Genomic DNA, 25,231 nt, shown 5'->3' with positions numbered 1-25,231 from the left:
ACAGTAAGGAGTGCGGTTGATTCATGAAGCCCAAGTCTTTTGATCAAGTGCTTGAAGAGATTAGAGGAAAGAGGATACTTGTCGCGAACCGGGGTATTCCCGCCCGCCGTATCTGTCGTTCCATTACCGAGATGTTCAATGCCGTTGCGGTTATGACTGCAACAGACGTGGACAAGACCTCTCCGGCATCTTCCGGTGCCAATGAACTGCTCATGCTTGGAGCAGACCCCCGTGCCTACCTTGATCTGGACAGGATTATTCGCGAGGCAAAGGCACGTGAAATCGTGGCCATTCATCCCGGATGGGGATTTGGCGCCGAGGATGATTCGTTTCCCCAGCGCTGCAAAGAGGCCGGCATCATTTTTATTGGGCCCGATCAGGAACCCATGCGGGTTTTGGGCAACAAGGTGGCCGTGCGCAAGTTGGCACAGGAGCAGGGCGTTCCGGTTGTGCCGGGCTCCGAAGGGGCCGTGTCCATACCCGAAGCCCGGGAATTGGCCAAGCAGATCGGATTTCCCATCATGCTCAAGGCCGAAGGTGGCGGCGGCGGTCGCGGCATTTATGAAGTCTATGAGGAATCCGAGCTTGAATCCGCATTCTCCAAAGCTTCTGCGCTCGCCCAGGCTTCATTCGGTAATCCTCGCCTGTATGTCGAGAAGTTGCTTACTTCCATCCGGCATATCGAGATTCAGGTCATTGCGGACAAATACGGCAACGTGTTCTGTTTTGATGAGCGCGATTGCACGGTACAGCGCAACCACCAGAAACTCATCGAAATCACGCCTTCACCATGGCCGGGGTATACGCCTGAATTGCGGGAGAAGCTCAAGGAATATTCCCGCAGGCTCGTTTCGGCCGTGGGATATCATTCCCTTGCTACCGTCGAATTCCTTGTGGATCGGGACGGCACGCCATACCTGATCGAAGTGAATACACGCCTGCAGGTGGAGCATGGTATCACCGAATGCCGTTATGGCATCGATCTTGTCGAAGAGCAGATTGCAACGGCCTTTGGGGCTGGTTTGCGCTTTAATGACGAGAACACAAGGGCCTTCCAATGGGCAATGCAATGTCGCATCAACTGCGAGGACCCGCAAAAGGACTTCTCCCCGAACGCGGGGCGTATTTCCCGGTATGTTTCTCCCGGGGGGCAGGGCGTGCGCATCGACTCCTGCATTTGTGACGGCTACCGCTTCCCGTCCAACTACGATTCGGCAGCTTCGTTATTGATAACATACGGTAATTCTTGGAACAAGGTTGTTTCTCTCGCTCAGCGGGCCTTGCGGGAGTATATGATCAGTGGTGTAAAGACCACGATTCCGTTCCACCGCCAGATCATTCAGCATCCTAAATTCGTGGAAGCGGAATATGATACCAATTTCGTACGGAATAATCGCAACGAATTGATGGATTATTCCGACAGGGAGCCGGATTCCCTGCGTCTGACCCGTTTGATTGCCGAGATTTCCGCCAAAGGCCACAACCCGTATGTTCAGCTCGGCGAATATCGTGGCCGTGACGATCGACGCATCGGTCGTTTCGAGCCGGTTTTGCCCGATATGGACAAGTCCGACCATGAGGCGAGCATCGTGCGCGGCATGACCCGCGATTCGATTCTCGACGTGTTGCGGACCGACCGTGAAAAGGGCGTTGTCCACATGACGGACACCACCACGCGGGATATCACTCAGTCCAACAGTGGCAACCGATTCCGTCTGGCCGAAGACAAGCTCATCGGTCCATATCTTGACAGGTGCGGCTTCTTTTCTCTGGAAAATGGTGGCGGCGCGCATTTCCATGTGGCCATGCTGGCCAACATGACCTACCCGTTCACCGAGGCCAAGAAGTGGAATCAATTTGCCCCGCATACTCTGAAGCAGATTTTGATACGTTCCACCAACGTCCTGGGCTATAAGCCGCAACCGAAAAACGTTATGCGTTTGACGGGTGAGATGATCAACGAGCATTACGATGTGATTCGTTGCTTTGATTTTCTCAATCATGTCGAAAATATGCGTCCATTTGCCGAGGTTGCGCTGCATTCGGAAAAGAATATTTTCGAACCGGCGATTTCCCTTTCATGGGCCAAGGGCTTTGAAGTGGATCGCTATCTTGAAGTTACGGACAATATTGTTTCCATGTGCGCGGATGTGGCCGGGGTCAATGCCCGCAAGGCCGAACGCATGATCATTTTGGGACTCAAGGATATGGCCGGAGTCTGTCCGCCGCGCTTCATGCGTGAACTCATTTCCCGTATTCGGGAGCGCTACCCCGAGTTGGTCATCCATTCTCACCGGCATTATACCGACGGACTGTTCGTTCCCACCATGGGGGCTGCAGCCGAAGCGGGCGCCCACATTGTGGACGTGGCTATCGGAGCCGCAGTGCGGTGGTACGGCCAGGGTGAAGTCCTTTCCACGGCCGCATATATTGAGGATGAGATCGGCCTCAAGACGAGTCTGAACAAGGACACGATCCGTAAGTGCAACTTCGTTCTCAAGCAGATAATGCCTTATTATGACCGGTATACCGCTCCCTACTTCCAGGGAATCGACCATGACGTGGTCAAGCACGGCATGCCCGGAGGCGCAACGTCTTCCTCACAGGAAGGAGCCCTGAAACAGGGCTATATCAAGCTGCTGCCCTACATGCTCAAATTCCTTGAGGGAACGCGCAAGATTGTCCGTTACCATGATGTTACGCCCGGGTCCCAGATTACGTGGAATACCGCATTTCTGGCGGTTACCGGCGCCTACAAGCGCGGCGGCGAGGTGGAAGTTCGCAGACTGTTGAACATTCTGGACATTGCGACCTTGTGTGACGAAAAGGACCTGACTTCCAACGAGCACAAGGCTCGTCTGGATTTGTACAGGGATTCCAACGACGCGTTCCGCCAGCTTCTGCTGGGGAAATACGGCAAACTTCCTCTCGGTTTTCCCGCCGATTGGGTCTACCAGTCCGCGTTCGGCAAGAACTGGAAGCGGGCCATTAGCGAACGTACCGAAGAATCGCCGTTGCTGACGTTGAAGGATGTGGACGTCAAGGCCGAAGAGCGTGCGTTGCAGGAACGGCTTGGCCGCCATCCTTCGGAACAGGAGCTGGTCATGTACCTGAACCATCCGGGCGATGCCATCAAGACCATTGAATTCTGCGACAGGTTTGGTAATTGCAACAACGTGCCGCTCGATGTCTGGTTCGAGGGACTGGAAAAGGGTGAAGTCCTGCATTTCCAAGGCGATTGCAAGAAGCCGCACGTCATGCGTGTTCTGGATGTTTCCGAACCGGATGAGAACGGCATGTCCATCGTTCGCTATATTCTGGATTCCGAAATCGTGAGTCATCAGGTTAAGGTCAGTGAACCGCTGTCCTCGGCAAAGGATGCCATTGAAATGGCTGACAGTGCCAACGATTATCATGTCGGTTCCCCGTGCAACGGCGACCTGTGGGTCATGCACGTTCGGCCGGGAGATTCCGTGAAGGCGGGTGAGGAGATTTTCAATGTTTCCGTGATGAAACAGGAAAAAGCCATTTATGCCCCCGTGGACGGCGTTGTCCGTCGGGTTCTCAAGGCTGCCAATTACCAGGAAGACAGGCACATGGTGCCGGTTGTCGAAGGGGAGTTGCTTGTGGAACTCGGGCCGCCTGCGGACACGTGTCCCACATGCAAGGAAACAGTTCCTTCTCAGGATTGCAACTTCTGTCCGTCCTGCGGTCAGAAATTGTGATCATGGCCCTTGAATGGCCTTGTGATTTGTTGCCGTCAGTAATTGACGAAATGCATTGACAGGCTGTAAGAGGATGATGTCGTTTTGCTTATTTGCGTTAATTGTTTAATTTGTCAGTAAAAATAAGTGCTTAATGCGATGCGTGCTCCGAAGTGCGGAAAGCGTTGCAGACTCACCTGACCAGGAGGAAAGCATGGCCAAGACCCAGAAGCCCACGCCGAAGAAAAAGGCTGCACCCAAAAAGAAGACAGGCGCAGGGGCGAGTGCTGAGAGTCTACAAAAGAAATTGGTCCTCAACGGCGCGGATATCGTCACGATCGGCGAAGAGGCAGAGCTCCTGGTAGGGGGGAAGAACTACAACACCGCCATTATCAGCCAGGTTGGAAACATCCGTGCTCCGGAGTTTCGCGCCATTTCTTCCATTGCTTTTCATATCCTGCTTGATGAAACAAAGGTCCATGCTTCGCTGATCCGTTCCATCGTGGATAAGGAATATAATACGATTGATTGGAATTCCGAAGAGATCAACAGTGATCCTGAATTTCTGCAGAAGTTCGTTCGCACCCTTGGCCGCAAGGCAAGAGCGGAATCGCAGGAAAAGAGCGGAACCCCCATCAAGTTGCGCACCTTCATCAATAATGTTGTCGAAGGATTTGCCACCTCGCCTGAAGGAATCGACCAGCTGCGCAAACGCTCTGTTCTTGTGCAGACCGCGATTCTGTCCATTGAAGTTCCCGAATCCGTGAGCAAGGCCGTCAAAAGTGCCTACAGGGATATTTGCAAGGAAGCCGGACTTGATGACGAACCGGTGGCCGTGCGCTCCTCCGCTGCCGGTGAGGACAGTCGAAAGAAGGCTTTTGCCGGACTGCAGGACACATATCTGAATATTGTCGGCGAAGATACCTGCCTGGAAGCATATCATTGGGATTGTGCCTCGGCCTACAACCTGCGTTCCATGACTTATCGTCGTGAAGCCATTCTTGATGCAATCATGCAGGCGGAGCAGACCGGGGACGACACCATTGCCGAACAGGCCAAAAAGGAGTGGGCCATTGAGCACACATCCCTTTCGGTCTGTATCATGCGTATGATCAATCCCGTGATTTCCGGTACGGCGTTCAGTGCAGACACTGCAACCGGCTGCCGGGGCACGGATCGCAATGATCTGGTTTCCATTGACGCCAGTTATGGCCTTGGTGAGGCAGTTGTCGGCGGCATGGTCACTCCGGACAAATATTACGTTTTCCAACGCGAAGCCTCCAAAGAGGTGGTCATTCGCTATATGGGGTGCAAGGATAAGAAGATCGTCTACAAGGAAGACGGTTCCGGAACGCACAGTGTGCCTGTGGTCGAAAACGAGATATATCGTTGGGCATTGTCCATCGCCCAGGCCGAAGAGGTCGCCAAAGGCGTGCGGGCCATTTCCAAGGCGTATGGCGGCATGATCATGGATACGGAGTTCTGCATCGACAAGTCCTCCCGACTCTGGTTTGTGCAGGCCCGTCCCGAGACCCGCTGGAATGAGGAATTCGAACAGCATCCCCACACCATATTCATGCGCCGTCTTGAAGTGGAGAAAGGAGCCGCCGACAAGGCAGAAGTCATCCTTGAAGGCAATGGCGCATCCCGCGGGGCCGGGCAAGGTACTGTCAAGTTCCTGCGTTCCGCTCTTGAATTGAACAAGGTCAACAAGGGTGACATTCTCGCTGCCGAACGCACCGACCCGGACATGGTTCCGGGCATGCGCATCGCCTCCGCAATCATGGCGGACGTGGGCGGCGACACCAGCCATGCAGCCATCACCTCTCGCGAACTCGGTATCCCCGCAGTCATCGGCATTCAGCGGCCCGAAGTGTTGCGTGCCCTCGACAATCAGGAAGTCACGGTCGATGGTTCGCGCGGCAAGGTTTACCGCGGCAAGCTGCCTCTGGTGGAAGTTGGCGGTGAGATTGACGTGAGCACCTTGCCGGACACCAAGACCAAGGTCGGGCTTATCCTTGCCGACGTGGGGCAGTCCCTGTTCCTTTCCCGTTTGCGCAACGTGCCGGATTTTGAAGTGGGCCTGTTGCGTGCGGAGTTCATGCTTGGCAATATCGGCGTTCACCCCATGGCGCTTGAAGCATACGACAAGGATACCCTCGACGGTATCGTCAATGAAAAGTTGCTTGAGATGGAAACGCGTCTGACCAAGGTCATGAAGGACCAGTTGGCTTCGGGCCTTGTTTCCCTGCCGCTCAAGCTTCGTGAGTATGTGGGGCAGGTCACCGGTTTGACTCGCCGAATGGACGCATTGGCCGATCAGGATGCAGCCCGCGGAACGGATGAAGTGCTGGCCATCCAGCGCCGCATTCGTGAGCTGGACAAGAAGCTCGACGAAAAGATCACAATGGCCACCGAACGGCTCGACGTTCTCAAGACTTCCGTGAATCTGGAAGATCATGTGGCCGTTATCTATGGATATCACGACCTGCTGGAAGGCGAGCCTTCCTCCCGCTCCGAGGAGTGGAAGGTCTGGCGCGACCACAAGGACGACGTGGTCCGCATCGTGCGCGAGCTCAAGGACAATCCGCAGGTCATCGGTTACTTCAACAAGGTTCGCGAATTGCGTGAGGAAGTTGCCCACAAAATGGGGCTCAAGTCCGAAATGGATGAAGTCCGCACGCTGCCCAAGCGTATCAAGACCCTGCTGGAATCCCGTGGCTACCGCACCGGTAAAGAAAATTACATTCAGACGCTTTCCCAGGGGCTGGCGCTCTTTGCCATGGCTTTCTACGGAAGCGAAATCATCTACCGCACCACAGACTTCAAATCCAATGAATACCGCAACCTGCTTGGCGGCATCCTCTTCGAGGCCTATGAAGACAACCCCATGATGGGATACCGCGGTGTTTCCCGCAATATTCACGATTGGGAGCTGGAGGCCTTCAAGCTGGCGCGTGGCATCTATGGCGGCAAGAATCTGTGCATCATGTTCCCGTTCGTCAGGAGCATGGAAGAAGCCCGCAGCATGAAGCGTTACCTGCGGCAGGTGCACAACCTGGAATCCGGAAAGGACGGCCTGAAGATAATCCTCATGGCAGAAATTCCGAGCAATGCCATTCTGTGCAAGGAGTTCCTCAAGGAGGTGGACGGGTTCTCCATCGGTTCGAACGACATGACCCAGATGGTTTTGGCTACGGACCGCGACAACCCCAGCCTGCAGCACATCTACGACGAAGAGGACCCGGCGGTTGTCTGGGCCATTCTGTCCGCCATTTTTGCCGGACAGCGTTACGGCAAAAAGGTCGGCTTCTGCGGTCAGGGCGTATCCAACAGCGTGATTTTGCGCGGACTGGTGGCCATTGCAGGCATTGTTTCTGCCTCGGTGGTCCCGGATACGTATCATCAGACCAAGGTGGACATGGCCGCCGTGGAAAGTGAGAATATTCCCACCAGCAAATTGGGCGAATGGTTGCAGAAGCAGCACATGGATCGCCTCAAGAAAATGCTGGAAGAAAAGGGATATGGCCACATCCTTAAGCGATACAAGTCTGCCGACGACTTCATGGAGTGGTATGAGGGCGAACTGGATCGCTTCAGCGAACAGTTGCGTGACCATATTGAGACTCCCAAGGAAGATTTCTACCGTGGTGAACTTGAGCAGTTCCGCAGCATGTTCCACAAGCCGGTCATTTATGCCTGCTGGGATTGGAGTCATACCGTCGAGGACGCCTTGCACCATGCCGGTTTCGCCTCGTTTGAGGAGCAAACCATTGCCTTGGAAAAACAGCGTGAAAAGAAGTGGTAGAATTCTATTGAGACACACATGAAAAAGCGGCCCCGTCAAAATGACGGGGCCGCTTTTTCATTCAGTACCAATTATACCGTGTCAGACGACGCGGTCAGCGATGGTTCCAAGCCCCTGCTCTATGGCCGAAGCAGCCCGTGAGAGCATAGCGTCGTCATTTTGCTGAACCGGGTTGATGTCGGATGAAACTGCGTGGGTTCCGGAATCCGGGCGTGATGCATGCGTGTTTTGAGCACTTGAATTTTCTGGCTTGTGTAGCCGCCCGGTGTCAAGTTGTGTAGGACTGACCGCGTTTTCAATGGCGGAATACTGGGTATCACGAGCCATGGATTGGATCGATTCGTTTGAAATGCTCAGGCCCGGCATGACGGCCTCCTTTCCTTGATGCACGCTCAGGGTTATTGAATGGGCGTCCTTTCTATTTGTTGACGTATTTTGGCCAACAGTTCAAGGGCGTTTTTCATTTCCTCATCAGTCTTTTGTGAAGAAAGCCATTTGTCATAGCCATTGCCTGTACCTCTGCGTCGCACATACTCGGCACGCGTGCGATGATAGAGCAGTGTGGCTTCGTACAATTTGTTCAACGTCTGCAGATCCTTGGTCAGTGAGGTTTCTGTGTTCTGCATGGCAAACAACTGGTGGAGTTCGGCCTGTTTTTTTCGATAAATTTTGAATTCCTGTGGAGAAAGGTAGTTTTGGGCTGTTGTTCCCAATTTGGCCGCCTGATTGTCCACGCTATTGATGGCGGCAATAAGCGGCAATGCCTTGTTGGCCAGCTCCACACTGTTTTTCAGGGATTGCGTATACACAGTGCCAGCCTGAGAGATTGCCAGATTCTCTGCAGAAGCCGAGGTCGAATACACTATGAACATGAGCGCAATCGATACTAGATAAAGTCTAGACATTTTTTAACCATTTATTTTCTTTGATGTTTTGATTGATTCTGAACTGCCTCGTGATTTTTGATAATTATGGGCCAAAACAGGTGTGCTTGCAAATGTTTTTGGGCTTCTGGGGGAGGGAAGAGTGGAATGAAAGTTGCTTCACTGGCGGAATGGAAAATATTGCCGCAAGGAGTAACTGACGGAATGCGAATGATTGTGCTTATGGCTATTGTAGCTGTTGTGGGAGTGGTTGCAATTGATAGTTTTTTTGTTCGGGATTCCCTGTTTTCATCCGAAAAGGCGTGGCTTTCCGAACCTCCCTTGGTGCGGTTTGAGGTGGGGAGTTCATGCCCTTTGTATTATCCGAGGGACGATTCCTAACAGCCAGTTTGTCTTCAATTGAACAGTGGGGCCGGATTTTTATCCGGCCCTTTTTTATTATACCCGGATTGACTGTTTTAGTTGATTGCAATAGTTTATTTTTTGATGCTTCTCGCGTTTTGCAAAGAAGTATTTTTTTTGGGCAAATTTCGCCACGGGGGCGCTATTCATGACATATTGCCTCAAACATCATTTTGATCCGGATTTCGATCACACTCATTTGGCTCCGCGCCATCTGGATAACGGCAGCGTTGACCATTACGAGTTGGATTACGTGCAAAACGTGACGTCCGGACAGTTGCTCGCCGAGATTGTTCCATTGGATGACTCCCTCAGGGAGAGTATGGATTCTCGCTTTGTTTTGGAGAAACCACAATTTCCGGCCGGAAGAGGGACCGGGTTTCGCGAGAGTGAGCCGAATCGTTTGTATGCGGCGCGGGATGGTTTTGTGCTGTACGAAGACGGGTTGATCTGCGTTCGAAAGACCCTGAATGTGCGCGGAGATGTTGATTTCAACACGGGAAATATAGATTTCGTTAGTGATCTTAACGTATTTGGAACCGTAGGCACTGGCTTTTCCATCTCGGCTCGTACTATAGACATTGCTGGCCATGTTCAGGGAGCGCACGTGTCTGCCCGCGACAAACTTTTATGTCGTTCCGGGGTCAAGGGCGAGGGAAAGGCTCTTCTTGAATCAGGCAAGGACATGCAACTTGCTTTTTGTGAATACGCCACTCTGAATGCGGGCGGAAACATATTGGTCAAGAATTCGTTGATGCATAGCCGTGTTTTTGCCGGAAAGAAGCTCGCCGTCGGCGGCAGGATAGTGGGGTGCGACGTGTGCGCCCATGATTATGTGTATGTCGGGGAACAGTTGGGGGGCGGCATGGGGGCAGACCTCAACGTGACCCTCGGGTACAAGCCGCGGTTTCTTTTCCGAAGCATGCTTTTGGATGAGGAGATAGCCAAGGTCTGGGACCGCATGCATCATGCCGAGGCACAGGTGGCCAAGGGAGGGTTTCATGCCAAGGAGCATGAACCCGTCCTGATGGAGGCGCGCGAAAAGCTTCAGGACCTGCGCAAGCGCAAGGCAAAGCTGTGGGAGGCCATTTCGCGAACCGAGAATCTGGAGAATTGCAAGATTCTTGTTCCCGGGGTTGTGAAGCCGGGGGTGGAAATCAGCATTGGCAACGCCTATTTCAAGGTGGATGATTATTACGAAGATGTGGTTTTCTATTACGAGGACCGCGAAGTCAGGGTTGCGTCATCGCAGGCCATGAAGTGATATTTATATGGATATAGCAACGGTAATCGGACTGGTTGGTGGGTTTGGACTTATCATTACCACCATCTTGATGGGTGGAAACGCCGGGGGGTTTGTTGACATTCCTTCCGTGGTGGTCGTTTTGGGTGGAACGTTTGCGGCCACGTTTGTCATGTTTCCTCTTAAGACGATCATAGGCACCATCAAGGTTGCCATGAAGTCCATTTTCTTTAAGTCGCAGGACCCTGCAGATATTGTCAGAACCATAACCGGGCTTGCCGAAAAGGCCAGAAAGGAAAGTCTTGTCGCCCTGGAAAAGGTCCCCATCGAGGACGAATATCTGAAGAAGGGTGTTTTGCTGGTGGCTGATGGCTCAAGCGAAGCGTTGGTTCGCTCCATTATGGAGATCGAACTTGATTTTATGAAACAGCGTCACCGACAAGGGCAGGGCGTTTTCAAGGGCATGGGCATGCTGGCTCCGGCCATGGGCATGATCGGTACCCTTATCGGCCTTGTGAATATGCTGCAAAACCTTGAGGACCCTGCATCCATCGGACCGGCCATGGCGGTTGCATTGCTGACGACCTTTTATGGTGCGGTCATGGCCAACGTTGTTTTCATTCCCATAGCCAAGAAACTGGAGGAGCGTTCCGAGGAAGATGCCCTGTTCATGCAGATCATGATAGAGGGAGTGGCTTCTGTGCAGCGTGGCGAACACCCCTCCGTGGTAAAGGATAAACTTGAGGCCTTTCTTGCCCCGGCATTGCGCGAGAATTCCTGATTGGAGCCTGTATGGCCAAGGATATCGAAGAAATCATAGAAAAAAAGGAGCCGGCACCGCCGCCTCCGGAAGAGGGCTTGCCGCCATGGATGGCAACGTTTGCTGACATGGTGACGCTTCTGCTGTGTTTTTTTGTGTTGCTTCTTTCTTTCGCCAACCAGAATGTAGAGAAGTTCCGGGATGCTCTCGGTTCCATTCAGGGGGCTTTCGGAGTGCATGAGATTCGCGCCAAGTCCGAAGACATGGCCTTGGTCAACACCAGTAGTGACGCCAAAAAAGCGGTTGCCAAAATATCGCATAATGAACGTGTTTTTTTGGGTGTTATCATGCGTATCAAGTCTCTCTTTGAGAATGAGGACGTCGATATTCGCGAAGGTACGGGCGTGACCTCCGATCGTGATGGCGTGGTTTTCAATACACGCGTAGGGTTGCTTTTCGAACCCAACTCAGCCCGGCTCAAGCCGGAGGCTTCGAGTGTTTTGGACAAGATCGTCAAGGTGCTCAAAGATTATAAGTTGAATTTAGTGGTACGTGGGCACAGTGATGATACCCCCGTACATACCAAGGCTTATCCTTCCAACTGGGAGCTTTCCGCCGCCCGCGCCGCAGTCGCGTTGAATTACATTTTGAAAAAGGGCGGGTTCCCCATCAGTAGGGCCAAGGCCGTGGGATACGCAGACACGAGGCCTATCGCGCCCAATGACACACCGGAAAATCGTTTCAGGAATCAGCGGGTGGAGTTTTACCTGCATATGCCGCAACGTGATGCCTGGTAGCGGGGGAGTTATTATATATGGCCCCTGAAAAACGCGACCAAAAGCAGCCGCAACAACTGCCGCCACTCCGTAAAAAAGGGCAGGATGCGCCCGGTGACGATGAAGGGATACCTCCGTGGATGGCAACGTTTGCCGACATGGTCACGCTTTTGTTGTGTTTTTTTGTTTTGCTGTTGTCGTTTACTACTCAGGATGTCAACAATTTCAAAATATTAATGGGATCGGTTTCCGAGGCTTTGGGGGTGCAAAAGGAAGACCATTCGGCGATTTCCGCGGCATATGCGGAAACGCGGCTCAAATTTGAGGACCGGCAGGCCAACAACAAGGAAATGGTTGAGGTGGGGGAACGTCTCAAGGATTTCATACGGTCTCGGGATCTCAAGAGTATTGCACGCGTCAGCAGGGAAAAGTCCGGAGTTATGTACCGTGTCGACGGCAATGCCTTGTTTCATTCAGGGGATGCGACCATAAGAAAGGAGGCCGAGCCCGTTTTGCGGGGCGTTGTGGACAGCATGCACCATTCGACAATGAATCTCATCATTCGTGGGCATACGGATTCTGAGGATCTCAGCCAGAGCGTTTATGATTCCGAGTGGGAGCTTTCTGCGGCCAGGGCCGCGGCCTGCCTGCGATGGCTGATCAATCATTCGGATATTCCCGCAAACAGGCTCAAGGCTGTCGGTTATGCCAACGCCAAGCCTTTGTATCCGAGTAATTCCGAGGAAAATATCAGGAAGAACAGGCGGGTAGAGTTTTTCTTTGTGCCATCGGACAACCGGGCCTGGTAGCTGTTTTTCGCGTTATTGCGAGGCTATGAGTCTGGCCACAAGCTCATGGTCTTCCGGGTATTTCAAGCCTTTCTCGTTGACGATCACACTTGATTCCAGCAGGTCCGAGGCACTGTCGTCCATGGGAAGTATAACCCATTCGTCTGCCTCGTTTTTTCCCACTACCATGTCCTTTGCCTGTTCCCGTGCCATTTTGGCAGCGCGGGTGATGCTGTCTTGCAGGTTGATGGCGCACCTCCTTTTCAGCTGTTTTCTACAGAACGCTGGCCGTGTGTCAATGCTCTGTGTTAACAAAAGAATCAAATCAATCATTTACCACGTATATTAGATTGTGTATGTGTGGCATGTTTTTTAATGAAGAGAGGGCAGATGGACGATCATAACATAGCTATAGTGGGGCTGGGGCGAATTGGAACTGCATTTTTGCGGGAAATCTTGGCAGCAAAAGATGGGTATTGCCTGAAGCTGGTCTGCGTTGTTGAGAAACAGGAAACCGAAGGAAAGCAACTGGCTCGGGAAAAGGGAATTCGTATCGCCACGCTCGACGAGCTGATTGAATTGAACGTGGGGGTTGACGTTATTTTCGACCTGACCGGGAATGCGGCTTTTGGCGAAGAATTGCGCGCCAGACTGACTAATATGAAAAATGACTACACGAATGTGGCCCCTTTGAACATTACCCGCCTTATTTGGGCGCTTATTTCCGATGAATATCTACCGGCCGTGCATGGTACGAGATATCAGGCCATTGCGGACACTCTGCTGGAGCAGGCCAGGGCCGGAATTATCAAGTAAGCAGGGCGGCGTTTGTTTGATTGAAGCGCTTGTTTGATTATGAGGAATGGCATATCATGAGGCATTAACCTCAAGGAGTGCCATGTCCTTTTATTGCCTTCGAGATCCTATGAGTGGGTTGACCCATTGCATAGGAGCCCTTCTTGCCGTTTTTGGCACCATTTTGTTGATCCTTCGTTCGGTTTCACCCGTGCTTCCATGGCACGTCGTTTCTTTCTCTGTTTTTGGCGGAGCAATGATTCTTTTGTATACCGCGAGTACATTGTATCATTGGTTGCCGTTGTCGGAGAAAGGAACCCGGGTTTTACGCCGTGTCGATCACTCCATGATTTTTTTCTACATTGCGGCAACATATACGCCCATTTGTCTGATTCCGTTGCGTGGCGGATGGGGGTGGTCCCTGTTCGGGGTTGTCTGGGGACTTGCCGCTGCAGGCATTGTGCTCAAGATATTTTGGATCAATGCACCCCGCTGGCTTTCCACGGGGTTGTTTCTTGGCATGGGCTGGATGGTTCTGGTGGGCGTGTATCCGCTGGTGCTCAACCTTTCGACGGGCGCATTGCTGTGGCTGACGTCCGGAGGTTTGTTATACAGCGTCGGTGCCGTGATCTATGCGCTCAAACGTCCCGACCCATGGCCCGGTTTTTTTGGTTTTCATGAAATTTTCCACGTTTTCGTCATGGCCGGGAGTTTTTGTCATTTCATGGTCATGTACCGGTACATTTGATTGTCGGCAGGGCTTGTCATTTTTTGCTGTCGCCAGTACGTTCAGTCCTGATCTATAAGGCGGATCGGATGTCATGTTCAATTGGAATGGAGTGGAGTTGCAATGAATGAACTGAATGAGTTGCTTGAAGGCTGGACGCAAGACCCCAATGCGGTAAAACCTGTTTTCCAACAGTTCAGGTCGGCGCTTGAGTCGTGTGAGGGAGCAGAGCTTTCCTTCAAATCCCGCCCAGGAGTAAGCTACTCCCTGCGTGGTGCATGTCCCGGTCATCAGCGCGATCTTTTTGTCATGGTTGATATTGTGGATGATGATCCTGCTGACCGTTGGCTTTCGGTCTGCTTTTATGATGATCAGGTCGAGGATCCCGATGAGTTGGGTGATTGGGTGCCAGAGGGGTTGGCAGGAGAAGACGCCCGATGTTTTGATGTTTCCACCGACGAGGCGGGGTTGGTAGCATATACCAAGCAGCGTATTCTGGAAGCCTGGGGCAAGGCCAGTAACGGCAAGGGGTGATATATTCGTATATTTTTTGAGGCGATCCTGATGAAAAAGCCCCGGCCTTTGGTCGGGGCTTTTTCATCAGGCTATGCCGCGATTGGATGTCTTGAGCGAATTGGTTTATCACGGTGAACTTATCTCTTTGCCCAACGGATGGGCTTTCTCAGCAGAGTTTCATCTCTGAAAGCAATTCGTCTATCTCAAACGGTTTTGCGATGATGGAACTTATTCCGGCCTCAAGGAAACGTTGCCTGTGATCCGGTGTTACGTGGGCAGTCACGGCGATTGTGGGCGTCTGACGATTCAGGGAAGAGGGGGCTTTTCTCATCTCGTTGAAAATATCGAGTCCACTGATATCCGGAAGCTGGATGTCCAGAAGCAAAATCGAATATTTGGTTTCAGAGAGTTTTTTTAGCGCAACGTTACCGCTATCTGCCTCATGTACGTCGTATCCTTTTTTCTGCAACGCCCTTGTGATGAAAAGTCTGCTGTAATCATCATCTTCCACCACAAGGATCGGGCCGACCTTGTTTTCGGAAACAGCCGAAATGGTTTTTTCTGCATCGATTTCCATTGGAAGGCTCAAGGAAAAATTCATTCTTCGCCCGCCGGACGGCAGTATTTCGAGCTCTCCTCCCAGCAGTTCTGTAAGTGGGCCTACAAGCCGAACGGGGTTTGTTTCATACATATCATCGGTTTTCAGTCCGGGGTAAAACAGGGATTGGTCGACGTCACGACTGAAGGAATCGGATGAAAAGTTAAGGATAATCCAGTTCGCTTTTTCAGTATGTTGTTCGCCGCAAAGGTGGATTGAGCCCCAGTCCGTGTTTTTGTGCAGAAGTTCAAGCATGGCCGAACAAATCTGGATAATTCGTTTTTTGTCGGATCTGACGAGTTTGGGGAAATCAGGAGCAAATTGTTTTGTAAATGAAAGCCCCGATTTTTCGACGGTTGCTTCAAAAGATCCTGCCACCCCGGATATCACGGCCTGAAGGTCCAAGAGAGAATTTTCTTTTTCAAGGCCATTACCCAGCAGCAGGAAGTCGTTCATGTTGTTTATCTTCGATGAAATCCCATGCAAAAGCGAGTTTATGGTTTTCGGGTTTTTCTGGGGCTGAGAGGTCATTGCTGTAGCCAGCGCTCTGAGTTCGTGCGCTGTGTCCGTGAAAAAAGCCTGCTGGATCATTTTTTCTTTTTTTATGGTTGCGGTTGTTTCTCTCAAAGATTCTTCTAGCTTTTTTCTGAATTCAACTTCATCCTTGAGTTTGCCAATGGCCGTTGTCAATTCGCCATGCTGTTCCTCCACGGTCAGCTCAAGGGACTTCTTCGCAGATTCAATATCTTCGCGCATCAGGCGATTTTCCGTCACGTCCTGCATAATCCCCATTCGCACGGTGTCGGCTTTCTCTTCACATGCTTCCCCGCACATCCAGACATGAATGATCTGAGGCCGTTTCCCTTTTCGGGGAGCAAGTACAAGATCGCAATCAAATTTATCGTTTTTTTGTGCAAGCTGTGCCTGCAACTTTTTCTCGCTGTCTGAGGATAGCGCGCTACATAACGTTTGTAGCGAGGGAGGGGTTTTTGCCGGAAGGTGAAGAATGGCCGGCACCTGGTTGGTCCAATAGGAGTCCTCTTCTTGTTGAGCAAAGAAAAAAGCTCCTACCGGGGCCATGTCATGGAGTTTTTGCAGGTTCCCGAATATCCGCCTGAAGGCTTTATCGTCGGCAATCGCCTCATCCGGCATATCTTTGAGTGCACGAATGAGTTTGGAAAAAAGTAACGGTCGTTTTATTATTATATGTTGCAGGTCTTGGGAAATTTTACCGCATAAAGCGAGAAGATAGTCCGGATCTTCGTGCAAGGTTCGAGCAAGCGCAATGATCTTTTCTTCGGAAAGCGTCACGGGGAGCCCTCGTTCTATTTTGCTGAGATATGAGGGCTCTATTCCTATTGCGAGGCTGACTTGCCGCTGCGAATAAGATTTGTCTTTTTCCTGGAGCAGGGTTCGTTTGGTACGAATATGGTCGCCAAATTTTTTCATGAGCTTTTATAATCTTTTTCCTAATACTTTACGAAAAAAATTTATCATGTCAATGACTATGTACTACCTAGTACATAGTCATTGAAGGTGATGGGGATATTTTTTTGCGGGATTAGACGTAACCAAGGAGAAAAAATGAAAAATTTAAAATTGGGAATGAAGCTCGGCTTGGGGTTCGGCATGCTGATTCTTATTGCGATCGTACTTGGCGGCATGGCCATTTTCAATATGCAGCAGGTAAGCGGCGCCTCGCAGCGTTTGGCGGAAGAGTATGTTCCTGAGGTATCCATAGCAAACGATCTGGAGCGAGCTTCCATGATGAGCATGTATGCCATGCGCGGCTATGCATACAGCGAGCAGGACAGCTATTGGCAAGAGGCGACAAGCAACCTGAACGAGGTGCAGGAAAATATCGAGAAGGCACAGCAGCACGCGGAAAAATATCCAGAACTCGTTCAATTGAAGAAGGATGTTGAGATTGCCTCGGGGGGGGTTGAAAAATACGTCGGCTTGGCAAACGAAACAAACAGGCTTTTGGCCGCCATGAAAAAAAATCGCGAAGCGATGTTTACGTCGGCAGAAAAGTACATGAAGAATTGCTCCGAATTTCTTGAGTCCCAGAATCAGGCCATGGAGCGCGAGTTGTATCAGGGAGCCTCTGCTGCAAAGCTAGCGGAGCGTCTGAAAAAAATAACGCTGGTCAACGACATCATAGATTTGGGAAACGATGCGCGGGTGAATAACTTCAAGGCACAGGCAACGCGTGACCCGGAAGTCATGCGTTCCGCCATGGCCAATTTTCCGAAAATGGAAGCAAAATTCAAGGCGCTTTCTGCCATTACGCAAAGGGCCGTGAATGTTCAGCAGATTGCAAATACACGCGATGCGGCGAAGGAATATGGAGATGCCATGCAGGCATATCTGGATAATTTTCTGGCAATGCAGGAGTTGAATACATCCCGAAGCGTTGCCGGGGCAGAGGTCCTCAAGGCATCGAAGGGGACTGCCATGGCTGGCGTGAAGGCCACGCAGAACCGTGCCGATGCGGCTGTCACTGCGTTGGGCACAGCTTCTTTCATCATGGTGGTCGGGCTTGCCGTTGCGCTTGTTCTTGGCGTCATTCTCGCCATATTCCTTACGCGCATGATTACCAAACCTGTTTTGGCGGGGGTGGAATTTGCGAAGGCACTTTCCGAGGGTGATCTTACCCAGACTGTAGATGTATATCAAAAGGATGAAATCGGCATGCTGGCCGAGGCGCTGCGGAATATGAACAGGCAATTGACCCAGGTCGTATCCGATGTGCAGTCCGCCACGGACAATGTTGCTGCCGGCAGTGAAGAGCTTTCATCTTCCTCGGAGGCTTTGTCGCAGGGAGCAACGGAACAGGCGGCCTCCATAGAGGAAGTGTCATCCTCGATGGAAGAAATGGCTTCGAACATCAATCAGAACGCAGCCAATGCAAAGGAAACGGACGAGCTGGCCACACAGTCTGCCCGGGATGCCAGAGAGAGTGGTGACGCTGTTGATCAAACCGTTACTGCGATGAACAGCATTGCCGAAAAGATATCCATTGTGGAAGAAATTGCGCGCCAGACCAACCTTTTGGCCCTGAACGCGGCCATTGAGGCGGCAAGGGCAGGAGAGCACGGAAAGGGCTTTGCCGTTGTGGCGGCGGAAGTTCGCAAGCTTGCGGAACGAAGCGGTGCAGCTGCTGCGGAAATCAGCGAACTTTCGAGCAATAGTGTTCAGGTTGCTGAAAAGGCAGGAACAATGCTCAAGGAGTTGGTGCCGAATATTGAAAAGACGGCCAACCTTGTACAGGAAATTGCTTCGGCTAGTGATGAACAGAATACGGGCGCTGGGCAAATCAACCAGGCCATTAACCAGCTTGACTCCGTCATTCAGCAAAACGCTTCCGCTTCCGAGGAAATGGCTTCCACAAGCGAGGAGCTTGCCGGTCAAGGACAGCAGCTCCAACAGACCATGTCCTTCTTTACGGTTTCCGAAAACGGGCACCCGGTTCAAGCCAGGCAGCAGCTCTCAAGGGCTCCTATGGCGGCCCTGCCAAAAGCCAAGAGTGCGGATGAGTCTCAGCCCGAAGCGGGTATGCCGATCGATATGGGTGGTGACGACGATCAGGCTTTTGAGCGGTTCTAAGGAGAAAATCATGACCAAAACATCAGCTCAAGGGCAGTATCTCACGTTTGTGCTTGGCAAGGAGATATTTGCTTTGGATATCAGCAAGGTTCGAGAAGTGCTTGAGATAACGAAGGTTTCTGAAATACCGCGGACTCCGAAATACATGCGGGGTGTTATCAATCTTCGTGGTCATGCGGTTCCTGTCGTGGAAATGCGCACAAAGCTTGGCATGGAGAGAATTGACGATACGGTCGACACCTGCATCATTATTCTTGAAGTATTGCTGGAGGATGAACTTCTGGCTATCGGAGCGCTTGTTGATTCTGTTCGGGAAGTTGTTGAAATGCCCGACAGGGAAATCGAAGCCGCGCCGAAAATGGGTTCTGCGATCAATGCGGATTATATCAAGGGAATGGGACGTCAGGGGGACAACTTTGTTATAATTGTTGATGTTGATTCTGTCTTTTCAAAGAAAGAATTGCAGGTCGCCTCGGAGGTATCCGGTTCTCGGGAAGAAGTTGCCGCATAGAGATGCCGGCACCACGAAGGCGGGGATGGCAGAAATGCTCCCCGCCTTTTTTTATTTCAACATTTTGGCAATGGCTTTTTTGAGTTCATTGAAATCAACAGGCTTTGTCAAATGCATATCCATTCCGGCATCGATGGTCTTGTCGAAGTCTTCAGACATTGCATGGGCGGTGAGGGCTATTATTTTGGTTGTTTTATTCGCCTCGCCAGCCTCTCCTCTTCGAATGGCTGCAGTTGCGTCAAGGCCGTCCATGATTGGCATTTGCAGGTCCATGAAAACCAGGTCGAACGGATGCTTTCTGAGCATTGCCAACGCTTCGGAACCATTTTGTGCGATACATACTGTTGCACCGTTTTTTTCAAGCACCCTCGCCATAGAGATTTGGTTCACATGGTCATCTTCAGCCAAAAGAATCGATACTCCCTCAAGAGACGGGGTTGGTGTTGCAGCCGGTTCTTCACTCTGGAATTCAGTTTTTTGCGGTAGATCGAATTGAATGCAGAAGTGAAAGGTCGAGCCTGCGCCGTCTTTGCTTTCCACAGAAAGTGACCCGCCCATCATGTTGACTATTTTTTTGCAGATGGAAAGCCCAAGCCCAGCCCCCTGATGCCTTCGGGTCATGCTTCCGTCAACCTGTGTGAACGGAGAAAAAAGTTGGGCCAACTTGTCTCCGGGTATTCCTTCACCTGTGTCGGAAACGGAAAAAAGCAGGCGGCATGTCTTTTCAGACAACGGTGACAGCTTGATTACCTCGACGGTTATGACGCCTGAGTTCGTGAATTTGAACGCGTTTCCTATCAGGTTGTTGAGAACCTGATGCAAACGAAGGGAATCGCCAAGTACGAATCGGGGAATCGAAGGCTCAAGATTGCACAGGAGTGCAACGTTGTTTTGCCGGGATGCAATATCAAAGAGCCCACAGGCCTGTTTAACCGTCTTGCGTATGTCGAATGGCTTGCGGTCAAGGCGCATGCTGCCGGCGTCGATTTTGGAAATATCCAAAATGTCAGTGAGAAGATTGTTCAAACGTTTTGAAGCATCCATTGCTGCGCGTGTGTATTCCTGCTGTTCTTGGTCCAGATCTGTTTCCAGAAAAAGTTGGAGCATTCCCATCATCCCGTTGAGCGGCGTGCGTATTTCATGGCTCATGTTGGCAAGAAATTCGGATTTTGCCTTGTTCGCAACTTCTGCCTTTTCCTTGGCTTTGACCAGCTCTTCCTGAGTTTCCATCCGTTCGGTCACATCGTCAAAAATCACGACGATCTTCCCGGAAGGGAGGCTGTATATTCGATTTTCCCGCCACCCTTCCCCGTGGCTGTCATGGTAGTAAAACGGGGGGTGGTATATGAATTGTTCCGTTTTCCAGACCTTGCGCAAGCTTTCCAGCAGGGGAGATTGGGCCATTTGGGGAAATACCTGCAAAAGTGTTTTTCCAATCACCTTTTCTCTTGATATGCCGGTAATTATTTCAGCCATGGGATTGAAGTCTTCAAAAAGAAAGTCGTGCCCATCACCAACCGGGGAATACACGGCCACACCGCTTGCCATGTTTTCGAACATGTTCCTGAATTTGTTTTCACTTTCAGCAAGTTGCTTTTGTACCTGAGTCAGTTCGGTAACGTCTTCTATTTGGGACAGGATGCTTTGTACCTTGCCCGCACCATCCTTGAAGCTCGAATTGTGCCAGCGGCACGAAACAATGGAGCCGTCTTTGGTATAGTTGCGGTTGACGATGGTGTTGTAGTCATCGCTTCCATCATAGAGTTTTGATGTTTTTTTCGAAACAAATTCGCGGTCATCAGCATGAACGAATTCCCAGTCGTTCCAGTTGCGGTTGACAACCTCCTCGGCTTTCCACCCGAAGATCTCATTGCACCGTTTGGACCATTTTGAAATTCGGCCGTCATCATCCCATTCGATCACACCCAGGGGGGAATTGTTTATGTGAGAATTGAGTCGGTCGAGAGTTCGCTGCAACTCGCGTTCGTTGTATATCAGCGTTTGCTCTGCCTTTTTGTGGGATGTAATGTCGCGAACCCATTCCATGAACAATGGCACCTGGCCATCTTCATTCACCAGGGGAAGTACTCGGAGATCCACCCACATGCCATCTGGAAGCTGCATTTCGGTGTGAAAGCTCTTGCCGGTTGCAAGCACATTTCTCGCTTGGCAATCCGGACAGATGGTGTCATGGCCGCGGTATGTTTTGTAGCATTTGGAGCCGAGGGTCCTTCGATCCTTGGGAACATGCCCAAATCCGTTCCAATTGCTGTATACAATGTTGAATTCAGGGTCATGGATTGAAATCATGTCCGGAACGATGTCGAGAAGCCCTTCAAATGTGTTTTTTGCCGTCCGAAGTTCTTCTTCGATCCTTTTCCGTTCCGTTATATCCGTGTGCGCTCCCATCATTCGGGTTGGCAGGCCCTTTTCGTCTCTTGCTACAGCTTTGCCTCGGGAATATATCCATTTGTATTTTCCCGATTTTGACCTCAGGCGGAATTCGATTTCATAGTCATCGCACCTGCCGTGAACGTAATCTGAAAAAGCGGTCTGAAATGCTTTTTTGTCTTCGGGGTGGACGCTTTGTTCGCAGTGACACCCGATGGCCGGAATATCGTTCGGTGTATAGCCGAGCATTTCCGCCCAACGGCGTGAGCATTTGAATTCTCCGGTTTGCAGATTGTAGTCCCATATTCCATCGTTGGTTGAGTCCAGGGTTTTTTGCAGCCGTTCCTGCGTGTCTTTCAATTCGGAAATATCCTGGAAAAAAGCCATCGAACGGTCATCATCAAGCTTCACGGCCTGAAGAAAGACACTTATTATATGCCCCGCCTGGTGTCGAAAACCTCTTTCGCCACGAAAGGAACCGTTCTTTTTCAGATTGTTGAGCGTTTTTTCAATGTCTCTTTGGGATTCACTTTTGTCTATTTCGGAAACATGCAGGCCGACGATGCTTTTTCGGTCATAGCCAAGCATATCAAGTGTTGCCTGATTGACATCGGTAAAACGGCCGTGTGCATCAATGAGAAAAAATCCCGCCGGTGAATGGTTGATATAGGTTGTGTATTTTTTGTAGTTGTCCTGTTCCGCCTGTTCGGCCTTGCGTTGAGCCGAGAGGTCGATACCTGTTTCCCATCCTCTCCATCCCGGCACGGGGCATGTGTGAGAGCCGTCAGTCCATTGAATGATTTTTGTGCTGCCATCTTTGGCGGTCGTTGGAATTTCCACACTCTTGTATGTTGAGCGACAATTGTGTCTTTTTTCGACCCTTTTTTGTGTTTCAGGATCAGGATACAGGAGGTTGGCTGCCTCCGGGTTTCCGATTATTTCTTCGCGAGACCAACCCAGTACCCGTTCACATTCCTTGTTCCAATAGACATAGTTGTTGTCGGCCCCATGCGCATGGATAAGCACGGGCATTTCTTCAACCATGATGCGGAAACGTTCCTGGGCTTCCTGTGTTTCCTGTTCAATCTTGCGTGCACTCGTTATGTCTCGAAATATACAATGAGTCTGCTTGAATGACCCGTCATCGTGTTTTCCTATCTTTCCGTTAAACGATACAAGTATCCTTGACCCGTCCTTTCGTACCAGCTCAAACTCCACCCCCATGATTTCTCCGATGGCTCGAAACCGGGGGAAGTTTGTTTTGAAGTGTTCTTTCCATTCGTTGGGGAGAAAGTCGGAAAAATTTCTACCAATAACTTCTTCGCGGGAGTAGCCAAGGATGTCGAGCCATGTCTGGTTGATTTCCAGAAAATTACCGTTTTCATCAAGAGATTGGTAACCAACGGGGGTTCGTTCGAAAAGCAGCCTGAACCGTTCCGTATCATTGTGTTTTTCGGTTTTTAATCTGGCAAGCTCCTGCTCAAGTCGGTGTATTCGTTTTTGGGCATGTGCAAGGTCGTCCGCCGTGCCCTTTCGAATATTTTTACTCATTTAGCTTCCCGTCCCCTGAGTTTCATGCTTGTGGCAGAATTTGCTTTTGTAACTTATTGAATATACTACGAGCTTTTCACATAAATGTATTATTTTTTTGCATATTCATGAAGGGGAGGTTTTCCGTGGTTTACTGTTTTGAAAATGGTGAATCAGTAATATTTACTGTAGGAATCTGAGCATTGTGGAAATGTCGATGTTCCGAGTTTACTGGGGTGTTGGCAAAGGGGCAGGGGGAGGCGCACTTCCATTATGTGCCGATGGAGAGGGAGGTGTAAGTGAGATTACCCATTATTGGCATCTCGGATGTTCGGCAGCGGGTGTTCTGGGGGGGCAGTAAAGTCTAGAAAAAAGAAAAGCCCTTGATAATCAAGGGCTTTTCTTTGGATGGGGTCGAAAGAATGTCTGGTGGAGGCGGGGGGAATCGAACCCCCGTCCGAGAATGCTCCACACAAGGCGTCTACAGGCTTAGGACAGGAATAAATCTCGCTTTTCGGGTAGCCCCTGCCCAAACAGCCGAAAAGCCAGTTTGCCTATGAGTTTCGCAACATGTGCGGCAAACGGACACATGAAACTAGCCCTATGATGTGTCGATTCAGCCGTCTTATAGGACGTCAGCCGGTGAATCGTGACGATCAAGTCGTCAAGTTGCTAGGCTACCTAGGCAGCCATTGCGTATGCGTAATCATCGTTAGCATTTATTGTGTGGTCGATTTTTACGAGGCCATCGACCAACCTCGACCTGCAACCTTGGCTTCAACCATCCCCGTCGAAACCAGTGCGCCCCCATTTCAAAGAACAATTGCGTGGACAGGACTTATATAAGGTCCATGCGTGTTTTGGCAAGGTGAAAAGAAAAAGGCCTGCATGGGCAGGCCTGATTTTCGTGGTGGTAGCGGGGGAGGGAATTGAACCCCCGACTCTGCGGATATGAGCCGCATGCTCTAACCATCTGAGCTACCCCGCCACTTTTTGTGTCGCCGAAGCGGAAGCCGTAATTAGCTATTCTTTTGAATCATTGCAAGGAAAAAATGGGAATTCTCTCGGATTTTTTTAGTCGGCCCAGAAGAAATATATAAGCGGAGCCACAGCCAGCCTGTACCATGCAAAGGGCTTCAGCGTTGTTTTGCGCAGGATGTACAGAAAGCTTTTGATGGCGAACAACGCGGCTGCATAGGACACGAGAAAACCGATGCCGATGAAGAGCAGGTCGTTGCGGGTCAGCAGGTGGTAGTTTTGGACCATGTCGAAAGTCGTGGCCATTATCATGATGGGAACTGCGGCGATGAAGGAGTATTCCGCTGCAACGGATCGACTTGCGCCGAGAATCATGCCGCCCATGATGGTAGCTGCGGAACGGGAGAAGCCCGGCCACAGGGCCAGACATTGGAAGCAACCTATGCCCAGGGCCTGCATGAGGCTCAGGTGGTCCACGCGATGTGTTTTGCTCGATTTGACGAAATGCTCCACGATCAGGATCATGATTGCGCCAACGGCAAGTGCCAGGGCCACGGTGGATGGGCCGAACAAGGATGTTTTGATGTATTCATGTGTCAAAAGACCCAGCAGTGAAGCCGGGAAACATGTCAGGGCGAGCATGCAAAGGCCGCGAATTCCGGAAAAAGCATGTTTTGGATCGTGCCGGAGCAGGCCTGCGAAGCGGTGGCGATAGAGCTGCACCACGGCCAGTATTGCGCCAAGCTGAATCACGACCTCAAATATTTCGGCCTTGAGACCGGTGAAGCCCAGCAGGTAGCCCACGATGATCAGGTGTCCGGTGCTGGATATGGGAAGGAATTCGGACAGGCCTTCGACTATGCCGAGAATGACGGCGACAAACCATTCTGCCATGAGCTATAACATTCCTTGTGAGTCTAGAGTTGGCTTTTGGGTAGCCCAAGGCGTGTGTTCTTGCAACCCCTTGGAAGCTGATGTATCTCAACCGACACACCGTAGCCAAAAGGAGGCGGCAATGACCACGGTAATGCCACAGAGTGAATTGACCCGAAAGGCCATCAAATGGATTTGCGAGAGCATGGAGAAGTCCGGGGAAGCGCCGCTCAACAAAATGATCGAGCAGGCTGCGGCACGTTTTAACCTGAGTCCGCTTGACGTGGAATTTCTTCAGCGCTTTTTCCGCGAGCAGGGAAAAGGCTGACCAATCATAG

General features: G+C 51.1%; 19 protein-coding genes, 1 tRNA gene and 1 other RNA gene. 13 read left to right on the top strand and 8 right to left on the bottom strand.

The genetic code is table 11. The annotated features are described in order from the left end of the window. Positions 1–23 precede the first annotated feature (23 nt). The gene (locus F8A88_RS11675; protein ID WP_151151342.1) at positions 24–3,725 is read left to right on the top strand and encodes a pyruvate carboxylase; all 3,702 of its coding nucleotides are present in this window, start codon (positions 24–26) and stop codon (positions 3,723–3,725) included. 193 nt (positions 3,726–3,918) lie between these two features. Continuing rightward, the gene (locus F8A88_RS11670) at positions 3,919–7,512 is read left to right on the top strand and encodes a PEP/pyruvate-binding domain-containing protein (protein ID WP_151151341.1); all 3,594 of its coding nucleotides are present in this window, start codon (positions 3,919–3,921) and stop codon (positions 7,510–7,512) included. A gap of 81 nt (positions 7,513–7,593) precedes the next feature. Here F8A88_RS11670 and F8A88_RS11665 read toward each other — a convergent pair whose 3' ends face one another. Both F8A88_RS11665 and F8A88_RS11660 read right to left on the bottom strand, forming a co-directional pair. Next, positions 7,594–7,878 (bottom strand): hypothetical protein, encoded by a 285-nt coding sequence (locus F8A88_RS11665; RefSeq protein WP_151151340.1) that lies wholly within the window; start codon positions 7,876–7,878, stop codon positions 7,594–7,596. Between the two features lie 32 nt (positions 7,879–7,910). Next, a complete protein-coding gene (locus tag F8A88_RS11660; RefSeq protein WP_151151339.1) occupies positions 7,911–8,417 on the bottom strand; it encodes a hypothetical protein in 507 nt (168 codons plus the stop codon). A 126-nt stretch (positions 8,418–8,543) separates the two neighbouring features. Between F8A88_RS11660 and F8A88_RS15785 the strand changes: the two genes are divergently transcribed. The 5 genes from F8A88_RS15785 to F8A88_RS11640 all read left to right on the top strand — a co-directional run bounded on the left by F8A88_RS15785 (position 8,544) and on the right by F8A88_RS11640 (position 12,386). After that, entirely contained in the window at positions 8,544–8,777 is a 234-nt protein-coding gene (locus F8A88_RS15785) for a hypothetical protein (protein ID WP_161598407.1), read from the top strand. Between the two features lie 169 nt (positions 8,778–8,946). Next, positions 8,947–10,062, top strand: coding sequence for a DUF342 domain-containing protein (locus tag F8A88_RS11655; protein ID WP_151151338.1), 1,116 nt, complete (start codon positions 8,947–8,949; stop codon positions 10,060–10,062). Positions 10,063–10,069: 7 nt separating this feature from the next. Next, a complete protein-coding gene (locus F8A88_RS11650; RefSeq protein WP_151151337.1) occupies positions 10,070–10,822 on the top strand; it encodes a motility protein A in 753 nt (250 codons plus the stop codon). A gap of 11 nt (positions 10,823–10,833) precedes the next feature. Next, entirely contained in the window at positions 10,834–11,598 is a 765-nt protein-coding gene (locus F8A88_RS11645; protein ID WP_151151336.1) for an OmpA/MotB family protein, read from the top strand. Between the two features lie 17 nt (positions 11,599–11,615). Then, positions 11,616–12,386 carry a flagellar motor protein MotB gene (locus tag F8A88_RS11640; RefSeq protein WP_151151335.1) on the top strand — a complete coding sequence of 257 codons (771 nt, stop codon included), beginning with the start codon at positions 11,616–11,618 and terminating at the stop codon, positions 12,384–12,386. Positions 12,387–12,398: 12 nt separating this feature from the next. On the opposite strand, the gene F8A88_RS15780 is transcribed toward F8A88_RS11640, so the two are convergent. After that, on the bottom strand, positions 12,399–12,554 hold the full coding sequence (locus F8A88_RS15780; protein ID WP_161598406.1) for a hypothetical protein: 156 nt from the start codon (positions 12,552–12,554) through the stop codon (positions 12,399–12,401). 201 nt (positions 12,555–12,755) lie between these two features. Between F8A88_RS15780 and F8A88_RS11635 the strand changes: the two genes are divergently transcribed. The 3 genes from F8A88_RS11635 (at position 12,756) to F8A88_RS11625 (ending at position 14,421) form a co-directional block, all read left to right on the top strand. Then, positions 12,756–13,181, top strand: a complete 426-nt coding sequence (locus F8A88_RS11635; RefSeq protein WP_161598405.1) for a Gfo/Idh/MocA family oxidoreductase — start codon at positions 12,756–12,758, stop codon at positions 13,179–13,181. Between the two features lie 82 nt (positions 13,182–13,263). Continuing rightward, positions 13,264–13,908 carry a PAQR family membrane homeostasis protein TrhA gene (gene trhA / locus F8A88_RS11630; protein WP_151151498.1) on the top strand — a complete coding sequence of 215 codons (645 nt, stop codon included), beginning with the start codon at positions 13,264–13,266 and terminating at the stop codon, positions 13,906–13,908. A gap of 102 nt (positions 13,909–14,010) precedes the next feature. Continuing rightward, complete coding sequence (locus F8A88_RS11625; protein WP_151151333.1) at positions 14,011–14,421, top strand: hypothetical protein; 411 nt, start codon at positions 14,011–14,013, stop codon at positions 14,419–14,421. A 148-nt stretch (positions 14,422–14,569) separates the two neighbouring features. Here F8A88_RS11625 and F8A88_RS15775 read toward each other — a convergent pair whose 3' ends face one another. Beyond that, complete coding sequence (locus F8A88_RS15775; RefSeq protein WP_161598404.1) at positions 14,570–16,450, bottom strand: response regulator; 1,881 nt, start codon at positions 16,448–16,450, stop codon at positions 14,570–14,572. 135 nt (positions 16,451–16,585) lie between these two features. On the opposite strand from F8A88_RS15775, the gene F8A88_RS11615 reads away from it, so the two are divergent. Together F8A88_RS11615 and F8A88_RS11610 are read left to right on the top strand one after the other, a co-directional pair. Further along, positions 16,586–18,610 (top strand): HAMP domain-containing methyl-accepting chemotaxis protein, encoded by a 2,025-nt coding sequence (locus tag F8A88_RS11615; protein WP_151151332.1) that lies wholly within the window; start codon positions 16,586–16,588, stop codon positions 18,608–18,610. A 10-nt stretch (positions 18,611–18,620) separates the two neighbouring features. Further along, entirely contained in the window at positions 18,621–19,121 is a 501-nt protein-coding gene (locus F8A88_RS11610; RefSeq protein ID WP_151151331.1) for a chemotaxis protein CheW, read from the top strand. 51 nt (positions 19,122–19,172) lie between these two features. On the opposite strand, the gene F8A88_RS11605 is transcribed toward F8A88_RS11610, so the two are convergent. The 4 genes from F8A88_RS11605 to F8A88_RS11590 all read right to left on the bottom strand — a co-directional run bounded on the left by F8A88_RS11605 (position 19,173) and on the right by F8A88_RS11590 (position 24,914). Then, the gene (locus F8A88_RS11605) at positions 19,173–23,063 is read right to left on the bottom strand and encodes a PAS domain S-box protein (protein WP_151151330.1); all 3,891 of its coding nucleotides are present in this window, start codon (positions 23,061–23,063) and stop codon (positions 19,173–19,175) included. Between the two features lie 406 nt (positions 23,064–23,469). Next, positions 23,470–23,851, bottom strand: a transfer-messenger RNA (tmRNA) gene (gene ssrA, locus F8A88_RS11600). A gap of 102 nt (positions 23,852–23,953) precedes the next feature. Next, positions 23,954–24,030, bottom strand: a tRNA-Met gene (locus tag F8A88_RS11595). A gap of 86 nt (positions 24,031–24,116) precedes the next feature. Then, positions 24,117–24,914 carry an undecaprenyl-diphosphate phosphatase gene (locus tag F8A88_RS11590; RefSeq protein ID WP_151151329.1) on the bottom strand — a complete coding sequence of 266 codons (798 nt, stop codon included), beginning with the start codon at positions 24,912–24,914 and terminating at the stop codon, positions 24,117–24,119. A gap of 121 nt (positions 24,915–25,035) precedes the next feature. Between F8A88_RS11590 and F8A88_RS11585 the strand changes: the two genes are divergently transcribed. Continuing rightward, entirely contained in the window at positions 25,036–25,221 is a 186-nt protein-coding gene (locus F8A88_RS11585; protein ID WP_151151328.1) for a hypothetical protein, read from the top strand. Positions 25,222–25,231: the final 10 nt, after the last annotated feature.

Source organism: Pseudodesulfovibrio senegalensis, assembly GCF_008830225.1.
GTDB classification, from domain to species: domain Bacteria; phylum Desulfobacterota; class Desulfovibrionia; order Desulfovibrionales; family Desulfovibrionaceae; genus Pseudodesulfovibrio; species Pseudodesulfovibrio senegalensis.
The sequence above is the reverse complement of the archived record's forward strand: the minus strand, read 5'-3'. Positions and strand labels throughout refer to the sequence as shown.

Coding starts and splice junctions, on each gene's coding strand:
- F8A88_RS11670 (WP_151151341.1), top strand. CDS start 3,919: ATGGCCAAGACCCAGAAGCCCACGCCGAAGAAAAAGGCTGCACCCAAA.
- F8A88_RS11650 (WP_151151337.1), top strand. CDS start 10,070: ATGGATATAGCAACGGTAATCGGACTGGTTGGTGGGTTTGGACTTATC.
- F8A88_RS11660 (WP_151151339.1), bottom strand. CDS start 8,417: ATGTCTAGACTTTATCTAGTATCGATTGCGCTCATGTTCATAGTGTAT.
- F8A88_RS11635 (WP_161598405.1), top strand. CDS start 12,756: ATGGACGATCATAACATAGCTATAGTGGGGCTGGGGCGAATTGGAACT.
- F8A88_RS11665 (WP_151151340.1), bottom strand. CDS start 7,878: ATGCCGGGCCTGAGCATTTCAAACGAATCGATCCAATCCATGGCTCGT.
- F8A88_RS15785 (WP_161598407.1), top strand. CDS start 8,544: ATGAAAGTTGCTTCACTGGCGGAATGGAAAATATTGCCGCAAGGAGTA.
- F8A88_RS11585 (WP_151151328.1), top strand. CDS start 25,036: ATGACCACGGTAATGCCACAGAGTGAATTGACCCGAAAGGCCATCAAA.
- F8A88_RS15780 (WP_161598406.1), bottom strand. CDS start 12,554: ATGGTAGTGGGAAAAAACGAGGCAGACGAATGGGTTATACTTCCCATG.
- F8A88_RS11675 (WP_151151342.1), top strand. CDS start 24: ATGAAGCCCAAGTCTTTTGATCAAGTGCTTGAAGAGATTAGAGGAAAG.
- F8A88_RS11645 (WP_151151336.1), top strand. CDS start 10,834: ATGGCCAAGGATATCGAAGAAATCATAGAAAAAAAGGAGCCGGCACCG.
- F8A88_RS11640 (WP_151151335.1), top strand. CDS start 11,616: ATGGCCCCTGAAAAACGCGACCAAAAGCAGCCGCAACAACTGCCGCCA.
- F8A88_RS11605 (WP_151151330.1), bottom strand. CDS start 23,063: ATGAGTAAAAATATTCGAAAGGGCACGGCGGACGACCTTGCACATGCC.
- F8A88_RS11590 (WP_151151329.1), bottom strand. CDS start 24,914: ATGGCAGAATGGTTTGTCGCCGTCATTCTCGGCATAGTCGAAGGCCTG.
- F8A88_RS11610 (WP_151151331.1), top strand. CDS start 18,621: ATGACCAAAACATCAGCTCAAGGGCAGTATCTCACGTTTGTGCTTGGC.
- F8A88_RS11615 (WP_151151332.1), top strand. CDS start 16,586: ATGAAAAATTTAAAATTGGGAATGAAGCTCGGCTTGGGGTTCGGCATG.
- F8A88_RS11655 (WP_151151338.1), top strand. CDS start 8,947: ATGACATATTGCCTCAAACATCATTTTGATCCGGATTTCGATCACACT.
- F8A88_RS11625 (WP_151151333.1), top strand. CDS start 14,011: ATGAATGAACTGAATGAGTTGCTTGAAGGCTGGACGCAAGACCCCAAT.
- F8A88_RS15775 (WP_161598404.1), bottom strand. CDS start 16,450: ATGAAAAAATTTGGCGACCATATTCGTACCAAACGAACCCTGCTCCAG.
- trhA (WP_151151498.1), top strand. CDS start 13,264: ATGTCCTTTTATTGCCTTCGAGATCCTATGAGTGGGTTGACCCATTGC.